The sequence below is a fragment of the Paracoccus sp. TRP genome (assembly GCF_000185925.1).
GTDB classification, from domain to species: Bacteria; Pseudomonadota; Alphaproteobacteria; order Rhodobacterales; family Rhodobacteraceae; genus Paracoccus; species Paracoccus kondratievae.
This window is the reverse complement of the sequence record NZ_AEPN01000072.1, coordinates 1-8,874: the sequence shown is the minus strand read 5'-3', so window position 1 is coordinate 8,874 and position 8,874 is coordinate 1. Positions and strand designations below refer to the sequence as shown.

Below are 8,874 nucleotides of genomic sequence, written 5' to 3'. Positions count from 1 at the left end.
GGGTCACGTCTCGACGGAAATCAACACAAGACGTCTCGTGAGCGGGTGAAGCAGGCGAGCCGCGACCTCTTGGCATCCATAAAGGCGCGCCTGGCTGAGCTCGATCGCTTCTGGGAGAAGGAACAGACCAAGGCAGACGTCGAGGTCTTCATCTTGGACGAAGTCTTCGCAAGTTTGCCGTCACCGCCGTTCACGCCCGATGAAAAGAAAGCGCTTGCCGCAAGCGTCTACGCCCATGTGTGGCAGCAGGCCGTGAACGGTGGCTTCGCGCAGGCGGCCTAGGGCCGTTCGCTGATCGTTCGATCCGGGTTCCAGCGGAGTGGCGAACGGAACTGCGAACCCCGCCCGGGGCGCATCCAGTTTAAATCCACTGATTTCAATAGCATGGGCTCTGAACCGGACTGTACGCGGTTAACAGGTCTGGAGAATATCGGCCCGAAGAGAACGCGTGTGCGCCCTTTGGAGCGTGAGCCGGTTAACAGCCCCGCCCGCATAACCCTCGAAAACAACGGAAAAATCCGGCCGCAGCCGGATCGGGAGAACGCTTTCGCAAGGGCAAGTGGCGGAGGGGATGGGCCTGATATCCAACCTTCTCTTGTGGATGCCGCCGACGGCGCATGCAAGCATCACGGGCGTGAGCGCCTGCCGTATCAGTCGCGAAAATCTTCCTTGAACCTGTCGATCTGATGCATGCGCCCATGCAGGATAGCGACGATACCGATATCGCCGTCGGACAATCGGCGCCAATAGACGAAGTGGTGCTCGTACCGGAAGAAGAACCCTTCAACGCCGAACTCTGCCGGGATAGGCTTTGAGGCGACGCCATGGGCCTCGATCCGTTCGAACGCTTCGAACATGCCGGTGATGTAGCGGTCCGCTTGGACCTCGCCCCATCGGTCGCGCGTATAGCGGTAGATGTCATCGAGGCGGAGTGATGCCGCCTCCTGAACCCGGATCGCCATCCGGTCAGGCCCGGTTGCGAGCGATGACTTCGGCGGCCGTCAGCGGCCTGTAGCAGGTCTCAGGCGCGGCGAAGGCGCGGGTCAGTTCGGCCTTCAGCCGGTCGAAAGCCTCCTGCTCGGCCCGCTCCTTGTCTCGCCGGATCAGGTCGCGCACGTATTCGCTGATGTTCTCGTAAGAGCCGTTCTCGCCGACATTGGCCGCGACGAAATCGCTGAGCGCACCGCTCAGACGGACGGTCATGGTCGTGGTGCGGGACATGGAAGGCTCCTCATGCTAGGCGTGTATTCAATATAACCAAAAAACACTACACATCAAGTCTGGCGGCGGTGGACCAATTTGGCCTCCCCGCGGCCTCAGTGGCGGCTTGACCTTATTCGGCATCCGCGCCGTCGTGCCGATCGGCCAGCAGCAGGACCATGTGGAACACGATATCAGAGTGCCTGGCCAGTGCGATCAGATGCTCGCCGCTGGGTCCACGCTCGCCAGCGATCCAGTATTTCACGGTCCGCTCGCTGGCGCCCGTCCACCGCATCGCCGTCTTGACTGCCCGATGCGTCAGGCCGAGTTCCTCCCGAAGCGCCGCGGCAATGGCGGTCCGGTAGTCGGCGACATCGGCTTCAAGGTCCACATTTGTGCCCGTTTTCGGCACAAATGTGCCCGTCTTGGTCCGCATCTCTGCGTCCTCCTTCGATAATACTCTGGGAAGGACATGAAAAGCGGCAGTTCGTATTTGCGCTTGGGCCTGCAGTAGAGGGCCATCAGCTCGAAGCAGCCCACATGATTTCTTGGGAGGCGGGCGTGGCTCGGGGAAAAGCACTATTATCCGAAGGAGAAACCGAGCCGTCAGAGCAGCTGCTGGCTGCGGAGTACGTCCGGATGTCGACCGAGCATCAACAGTATTCAACCCAGAACCAGGCGCAGACCATCCGCGAATACGCCGAACGCCGCGGCATCAGGATTGTCAAAACCTATTCGGATGATGCGAAAAGCGGCCTGATCATCGGCGGCAGGAGGCATTGCAGCAGATGATCGCCGATGTCGAATCCGGCGTGGCCGAGTTCAGCGTGATTCTGGTCTATGACGTCACCCGCTGGGGACGTTTTCAGGACACCGACGAATCTGCCTATTACGAATACCGCTGCCGCAAGGCGGGGATGCAGGTCGCCTATTGCGCGGAGCAATTCGAGAACGATGGTTCTCCGACCTCCACCATCGTCAAAAGCGTCAAGCGCGCAATGGCGGGCGAATACAGCCGTGAGCTTTCAGTGAAGGTCTTCGCGGGCCAATGCCGCCTGATTGAGCTCGGCTATCGTCAGGGCGGCCCGGCGGGCTTCGGGTTGCGTCGCGCCCTGCTCAATGAGCGGGGCGAAGTAAAAACCGAACTGAAGCGCGGTGAGCACAAGAGCCTTCAGACTGATCGCGTCGTCCTGGTTCCCGGACCAGACGAGGAGGTCCGGACGGTGCGCTGGATCTACAGCCAGTTTCTGAAGAAGGGCCTGTCGGAAAGCGAAATCGCGGCCGAGCTGAACGAACGTGGCATCCTCACCGATCTCGGACGGGCCTGGACCCGCGCAACCGTCCACCAGATCCTGACCAACGAGAAATACATCGGCAACAACGTCTACAACCGGCGCTCATTCAAACTGAAGCGCAAGCGGGTCGCCAACGGCCCGGAGATGTGGATCCGTTCGGACGGCGCCTTCGATGCCATCGTCGAGCCGAAACAGTTTCAGAAGGCCTAGGCCATCATCGCGGCGCGCAACCGTCGCTTCTCGGATGAGGAGATGCTGGAGCGCCTTACCCGGCTCTTCCAGCGCCATGGCTATATCTCGGGGCTGGTGATCGACGAAGCGGATGGGATGCCGTCCAGCGGCGCCTATGCCCATCGCTTCGGCAGCCTGCTCAGGGCCTATTCCCTTGTCGGGTTCACCCCGGATCGCGACTATCGCTACATCGAAGCCAACCGCCTGTTGCGGCAATTTCACGGCGACGAGATTGAGCGCGTGATCCACGAAATCACCCTGCTTGGCGGTGCTGTGATCAGGAACCCTGCGACGGACCTGCTGACCATCAACGGCGAATTCACGGCATCCGTCGTCGTCGCCCGCTGCCGCGAAGCCTCCTCAGGCGGCCTGCGCTGGAAGATCCGCTTCGACACCGGACTCGCGCCCGACATCACCATCGCCATCAGGATGAACCGCACGAACACTGACGCGCTCGATTACTACCTGCTGCCCCAATTCGAGATGCGGAGCAAACCTCTGGGGCTTGCAGAGGAGAATGGCCTGATGCTGGACGCCTTCCGCTTTGAAACGTTGAACTTTTTCTTCGACATGGCCCGGCGCGTTTCCGTTTCCGAGGTGACACCATGGTGAGCGATATCGAAACCCACGCCGAGGTTCAGATTATCCCCATTGCGGCCATCACCGTGGAAAATCCGCGAGAACGATCTGAAAAGACCTTTCGTGCGCTGGTGGACAGTATCGGCAAGGTCGGGCTGAAGAAGCCGATCACCGTCGCGCAGGATGACACGGCGTCAGGGGATGCCTATCGGCTGGTCTGCGGTCAGGGGCGGATGGAGGCCTATGTTGCACTGGGCGAAACCCACATCCCGGCCATCGTCGTGGACGCGAACGAGGTCGAACGACTTCTGCGTAGCGTGATCGAGAATATCGCCCGTCGTCAGCAGCGACCGCTCGAGTTGCTGCAGGACATCGCCATTCTGCGCGACCGAGGATACTCGGACCACGACATCGCCGAGAAAACCGGATTGTCTTGGTCGTACGTTCACGAAATCGGCGAGTTGATCGCCAACGGCGAGGAACGACTGCTGATCGCGGTCGAGACCGGTCAGATGCCCCTCAGCGTCGCACTGTATATCACGAGGGCGGAAGAGAAGGATGTGCAGAAGGCGCTGGAAGCGGCCTATGCCTCGGGTGAATTGCGCGGCAAGAAGCTGCTTGAAGCACGGCGGCTGGTGGAACTGCGCCACCGGCACGGCAAGAAAAAGGGTGCCACACGCACAAAACGATCTGGGGTGCGGATGACATCGGCGGCGCTGGTCCGGGCCTATCGTATCGAGGCAGAACGCCAGCAGGACATGATCCGCAGGGCCCAGTCGACGCGCGGCAACCTGCTGTTCCTCGACGCAGCGTTCCAGTCCCTGCTCAAGGATGAGAATTTCCTCACTTTGCTCCGTGCCGAGGGGTTGGATTCCCTGCCGAGCATGGTGGTCGACGGTCTCAAGGAACCTCGGGCATGACACATATGGGTAAAACGCCCCCGCCCAAGGGGCCAGGATTTGAGCCGACCTTGCGTCAGATCCCGATCGCCACCATCCTGCCGGTGAAGCAACTGCCGATCACGGTTCCCAAGGGCCAGAAGTATGCACAGATCGCCGCATCGATCCGCGAGGCCGGCTTGATCGAACCGCTCGTGGTTGCGCGCGCTCCTGGTCAGGACGGCACGTTCATCCTGCTCGATGGTCATGTCCGTCTGCATGTCTTGAAGGAAATGGGCGAGGAAACCGTCACCTGCCTGGTCGCCACAGACGACGAGTCTTTCACCTACAACAAGCGCATCAGCCGTCTCGCGACAATTCAGGAACACAAGATGATCTTGCGGGCCATTGAGCGTGGCGTGCCAGAGGCCCGTATTGCTGCTGCATTGAATGTGGATGTGGCGTTGATCCGGCGAAAGCGGACATTGCTGAACGGCATCTGCCCCGAGGCTGCTGAACTCCTGAAGGACAAGCATTGCCCGGTCAACAGTTTCAGGTCCCTGCGCAAGATGAAGCCCTTGCGGCAGATACAGGCGGCCGAACTGATGATCGCAGCGAACAATTACACGGTGGCCTATAGCGAGGCCATCCTGGCTGCGACCGATGCCGACGACCTTGTCGATCCGGCGACCCGGGCCGACGCTCCCGGTGTCACTCGCGAGCAGGCCGAGCGGATGAAGGCCGAGATGGCCAGCCTGCAGAAGAACATCAAGCTGATCGAGGGGACACTTGGTCCCGATCATCTACGTCTTGTGGTGGCGGGCCGCTACGTCGAACGCCTGCTCACGAATGAACGGATCAATCGCTATCTCGAAAAGAACCACGGAGACATCCTCGGCGAGTTTGGTCGAATCGTGGCGACGCTGTCTCGCCCGGAGCCCTCTTCGGAAGGGCCAGACGAGGCGGAAGAATAGCCGACTGAACTTTTCGTGGATGGGGACCCGGACCCGATAAGCGCGGGGACCGCGGGAGACGCCGGACTGTGGGCCGGATCAAGCGTGGCGGTGGGGATGGCGGCGAACCCGCTCGGAGCCCACCAAGGTCGGTGGACATAACGCCGACCACGCAGGTATTCTTTTGCGATGACTATCTGCGATGTTTGACGGGCGCGCTGCATTCCGCCGGCTATTGGGGGCCGGTGGGATTGCCAGCGCGCCCGCGAGTGACTTCTTAATGGTTTGCGCAAACATGGTTGCGGCTCATGGTGGCGACGACACATTGTGCGCTGGACTGACCACGAAGGCCCAATTCATTGATTCGAATACAACAACGCGCGTTTTTCGGTTTCCTGGCTGATCCCTTCGGCCGGTCCGCTCGCGCGCTCGAACTGGATGGGGATCACATCCGGATAACGCGACGCGGCAATCTTGTCGCAATACCGTTGCAGTCGATGGCGAGCGCACCTTCCCTTCGGAAGGGGATACTCGGAACCGCACTGACCATCCATTCGGCCGACGATTACGGTGTCACGCTGAAAGGCGCGGGCCACCAAGACGCTCAGGACTTCTTGGAAGCAGTCAGGACGGCCTGGACCCGCTTCAACCTCGCGGCCCTCAAGAAAGACGAGGCGCGACTGGACCGGATCCTGGCCGAGGTGCTGTCGCTGGCCGCGCCATCCCGATACCCGGCCGCGTGCCGGATCGCACCTCTGCTCCATGAGGCCCGCGATATGGATGCTTCGCTCCTGTCCAAGCTGAATGCCGAGGCCATCGGTCCCGAGGTTGTCGCGCGCATCGCGCCCGTCCGAAAATTCGCCGCCGACGCGCGAACTGCAAGGGCCAACGGCATCACCACCTTTGTCACCGCAGAACTGGAGCGCTGGAAGGATTTCTTCGACACCATCGAGAGCAAGCCGCTGACGCCGGAACAGCGCCTTTCGGTCGTCGTCGATGAAGATGCGACGCTGGTTCTTGCCGGGGCCGGGTCGGGAAAGACCAGCGTCATCACCGCCAAGGCGGCCTATCTCGTAAAGGCGGGCATCCGGCAGCCGGAGGAAATCCTGCTTCTGGCGTTCGCGAAGAATGCGGCCGAGGAGATGTCGGAACGGGTCGAGGCCCGATCGGGCGTGCCCATCGTCGCGCGGACCTTTCACGCGATTGCCTATGACATCATCGGGATCGTCGAAGGGACAAAGCCCGCCTTGGCAGATCATGCCACCGACGACATGGCCTTCACCAACCTGATCAAGCAGATTCTGAAGGACCTGGTCTATCGCCTGTCCGAGGTGTCGAAGGCGATCATCCAGTTCTTCGCGCATTTCCTGGTCGAGCCGAAGACGGAATGGGACTTCAAGACCAAGCATGACTTTTACACCCACATGGAAGCCCAAGACCTGCGGACGCTGCAGGGTGAAAAGGTCAAGAGTTACGAAGAGCTGCAGATCGCAAACTGGCTTTACGAAAACGGCGTCGATTACGAATACGAGCCGGTCTACGAACACAAGATCGCGGAAACCGGCAGGCGCGACTACCAGCCCGATTTCCGCCTGACCGAAAGCGGCATTTACATCGAGCATTTCGGGGTGCGGCGAGAAAAGGCGCGGGACGGCAGCGAAAGGCTGGTCACGGCGCCCTTCCTGGACCGCGACGAATACCTGGCGGGGATGGACTGGAAGCGGAAGGTCCACGCCGAGCATCAGACCACCCTGATCGAGACCTACAGCTATGAGCGGCAGGAGGGCCGCCTGCTGACCGGCCTTGCCGAAAAGCTGGCTCCGCATGTCACCCTGAACCCCCGGCCGGTCGATACCATCTATGACCGGATCGTCGAACTGAAGCAGGTCGATGACTTTTCCAAGCTGCTCGGAACCTTCCTGCGCAAGTTCAAGAGCGGCGGCTACAGCCTGCAGGATTGCGAGACCAAGTCCGACCGGATGAAGCTAGGCAAACGAGCCCGGGCGTTCCTCGACGTCTTCGCGCCTGTCTTCGAGGAATATCAGAAGCGTCTGGAGGGCCGGATCGACTTCGAGGACATGATCCTGCGCGCCGCGCGCTATGCCGAGACCGGCCAGTATGTCAGCCCGTTCCGGCACATTCTGGTCGACGAGTTCCAGGACATCTCGCAAAGCCGGGCCCGGCTGGTGAAGGCGTTGAAGGCCCAGCATCCGGATGTGCGCGTCTTTGCCGTGGGTGACGACTGGCAATCGATCTTCCGCTTCGCCGGATCCGACATCCATCTGATGCGCCATTTCGGGCGGGAGTTCGGGGGCCGTTTCGATGGCGAGACCGGCGTGCACAGGACCGTCGACCTCGGCCGCACCTTCCGTTCGGTCGACCAGATTGCCTTTGCCGCCCGAACCTTCGTTCTGCAGAACCCCGCCCAGATCGATAAGAAGATCGTCCCGGCCGGGACCGCGACCGAACCGGCGATCAGGATCGTCTCAGTGTCCAAGGGCGAGGATGACAGGGAGATTAACGAGGTGCTTGCCACCCTGTCTGCCGCTGCGGCTCTGGAGGCCAAGCCCACGACCGTACTGCTCCTCGGCCGCTACCGTTTCAACGAACCGGACATGCCGGGTCTGCGGCGCCGATTCCCGCAGCTGAAGATCAGCTTCAAGACCATCCATGCCTCGAAGGGGCTGGAAGCCGACCATGTCATCCTGCTGAATGCCGACAGCGGCCGCATGGGGTTCCCGTCTGAAATTGTCGACGACCCCCTCCTGTCGTTGGTCTCGCCCGAGGAGGAGGCGTTCCAGAACGCTGAGGAGCGGCGCGTCATGTATGTGGCGATGACGCGGGCCCGTCATACCCTGACGATCCTTGCCTCGAATGCCCGTCCTTCGTCCTTTGTGACCGAGCTTCGCAAAGACCCGGCCTACGGGATCTCGACAGCCCCCGGAGCGGAACCAGAGGCCCACGTTTGCGGCAAATGCGGCGGGCGATTGCTGGGCGTAGCGGGAAAGGATGGCCGCATCTGGTACCGCTGCGAGCACGTCCAGCACTGCGGAAACCTGCTGCCCGCCTGCCCATCCTGCGGCACGGCCCTGCCTCGCCATGCTGAAGGGACGAGCGAGGTTCGATGTGGGTGTGGTGCCAGCTACCCGACTTGCCCGGAGTGCGAAGATGGCTGGCTGGTCGAACGCAGCGGCAGCTTTGGCAAGTTCCTCGGCTGCGTTCGTTACCCTAACTGCACCGGGAAAGCGAAGATTTCTGGTGGTGACCGGCCGACGATCACCAAATCACGACGACGAACAAGAGCCTGATCCAAGGTGCACAATTGTGCCCACCGCTGCACGGAACACATGTTGCCTTGGCGTGCCACCATTTTGGCGCAGCCACGCCCGGCCGCTCTTTTCGGCCGTGAACCTGTCATCCGGGCCGGGAGGTACGCCACGGTCGAGGCGTGTGACGTATCCCCTGGTGGGGTCGCCTGGCCCGGAGCTCGCCCGCGCCAGTTCCATAATTCCCCATTCAGTAGTCCGTCTCGACATAAACCCCCGAGCAATCGTAGGCGACCGTCGCCGCCGTCATGTCGTGCTGGCGGGTCCTGTGCAACCGCTTCTGAAGAGGAGTGCCAAGCTGCCCCATTGATCTCGACAACCAAGGAATCGCCCACCAGGCAATCGAGTCTATATCGGAGCACATTCACCTCGACGGACGTGACCTAGGGCGTGTTGACAAAAGGGATTCACC

The 8,874-nt window shown here is 61.3% G+C and carries 10 protein-coding genes; 7 read left to right on the top strand and 3 right to left on the bottom strand.

What is annotated here, in order from left to right; genetic code table 11:
* Positions 1-282: hypothetical protein (locus PARACOCCUSGL_RS21020; RefSeq protein ID WP_010400306.1), on the top strand; the 282-nt coding region annotated here is incomplete at its 5' end.
* 368 nt (positions 283-650) lie between these two features.
* Here the strand turns inward: PARACOCCUSGL_RS21020 and PARACOCCUSGL_RS0118950 are convergent.
* The 3 genes from PARACOCCUSGL_RS0118950 to PARACOCCUSGL_RS0118940 form a co-directional block, all read right to left on the bottom strand.
* Positions 651-962 (bottom strand): type II toxin-antitoxin system RelE/ParE family toxin, encoded by a 312-nt coding sequence (locus PARACOCCUSGL_RS0118950; RefSeq protein WP_010400305.1) that lies wholly within the window; start codon positions 960-962, stop codon positions 651-653.
* A gap of 4 nt (positions 963-966) precedes the next feature.
* On the bottom strand, positions 967-1,221 hold the full coding sequence (locus PARACOCCUSGL_RS0118945) for an addiction module antitoxin (protein ID WP_010400304.1): 255 nt from the start codon (positions 1,219-1,221) through the stop codon (positions 967-969).
* Between the two features lie 112 nt (positions 1,222-1,333).
* Complete coding sequence (locus PARACOCCUSGL_RS0118940) at positions 1,334-1,636, bottom strand: helix-turn-helix transcriptional regulator (RefSeq protein WP_010400303.1); 303 nt, start codon at positions 1,634-1,636, stop codon at positions 1,334-1,336.
* A gap of 104 nt (positions 1,637-1,740) precedes the next feature.
* On the opposite strand from PARACOCCUSGL_RS0118940, the gene PARACOCCUSGL_RS22735 reads away from it, so the two are divergent.
* The 6 genes from PARACOCCUSGL_RS22735 (at position 1,741) to PARACOCCUSGL_RS0118920 (ending at position 8,444) form a co-directional block, all read left to right on the top strand.
* Positions 1,741-1,992 carry a recombinase family protein gene (locus PARACOCCUSGL_RS22735; protein WP_369750429.1) on the top strand — a complete coding sequence of 84 codons (252 nt, stop codon included), beginning with the start codon at positions 1,741-1,743 and terminating at the stop codon, positions 1,990-1,992.
* The gene (locus tag PARACOCCUSGL_RS22730; protein WP_369750428.1) at positions 1,989-2,705 is read left to right on the top strand and encodes a recombinase family protein; all 717 of its coding nucleotides are present in this window, start codon (positions 1,989-1,991) and stop codon (positions 2,703-2,705) included. Before PARACOCCUSGL_RS22735 ends, PARACOCCUSGL_RS22730 begins: the two co-directional genes overlap by 4 nt.
* A gap of 42 nt (positions 2,706-2,747) precedes the next feature.
* Positions 2,748-3,338: a hypothetical protein gene (locus PARACOCCUSGL_RS22725; RefSeq protein ID WP_010400302.1), complete on the top strand. Its 591-nt coding sequence runs from the start codon at positions 2,748-2,750 to the stop codon at positions 3,336-3,338.
* Entirely contained in the window at positions 3,332-4,225 is an 894-nt protein-coding gene (locus PARACOCCUSGL_RS0118930) for a ParB/RepB/Spo0J family partition protein (protein WP_010400300.1), read from the top strand. The genes PARACOCCUSGL_RS22725 and PARACOCCUSGL_RS0118930 overlap by 7 nt, the downstream gene beginning before the upstream one ends.
* Positions 4,222-5,157 carry a plasmid partitioning protein RepB C-terminal domain-containing protein gene (locus PARACOCCUSGL_RS0118925; RefSeq protein WP_010400298.1) on the top strand — a complete coding sequence of 312 codons (936 nt, stop codon included), beginning with the start codon at positions 4,222-4,224 and terminating at the stop codon, positions 5,155-5,157. The genes PARACOCCUSGL_RS0118930 and PARACOCCUSGL_RS0118925 overlap by 4 nt, the downstream gene beginning before the upstream one ends.
* A 338-nt stretch (positions 5,158-5,495) precedes the next feature.
* Positions 5,496-8,444, top strand: a complete 2,949-nt coding sequence (locus PARACOCCUSGL_RS0118920; protein WP_040602337.1) for a UvrD-helicase domain-containing protein — start codon at positions 5,496-5,498, stop codon at positions 8,442-8,444.
* Positions 8,445-8,874 lie beyond the last annotated feature (430 nt).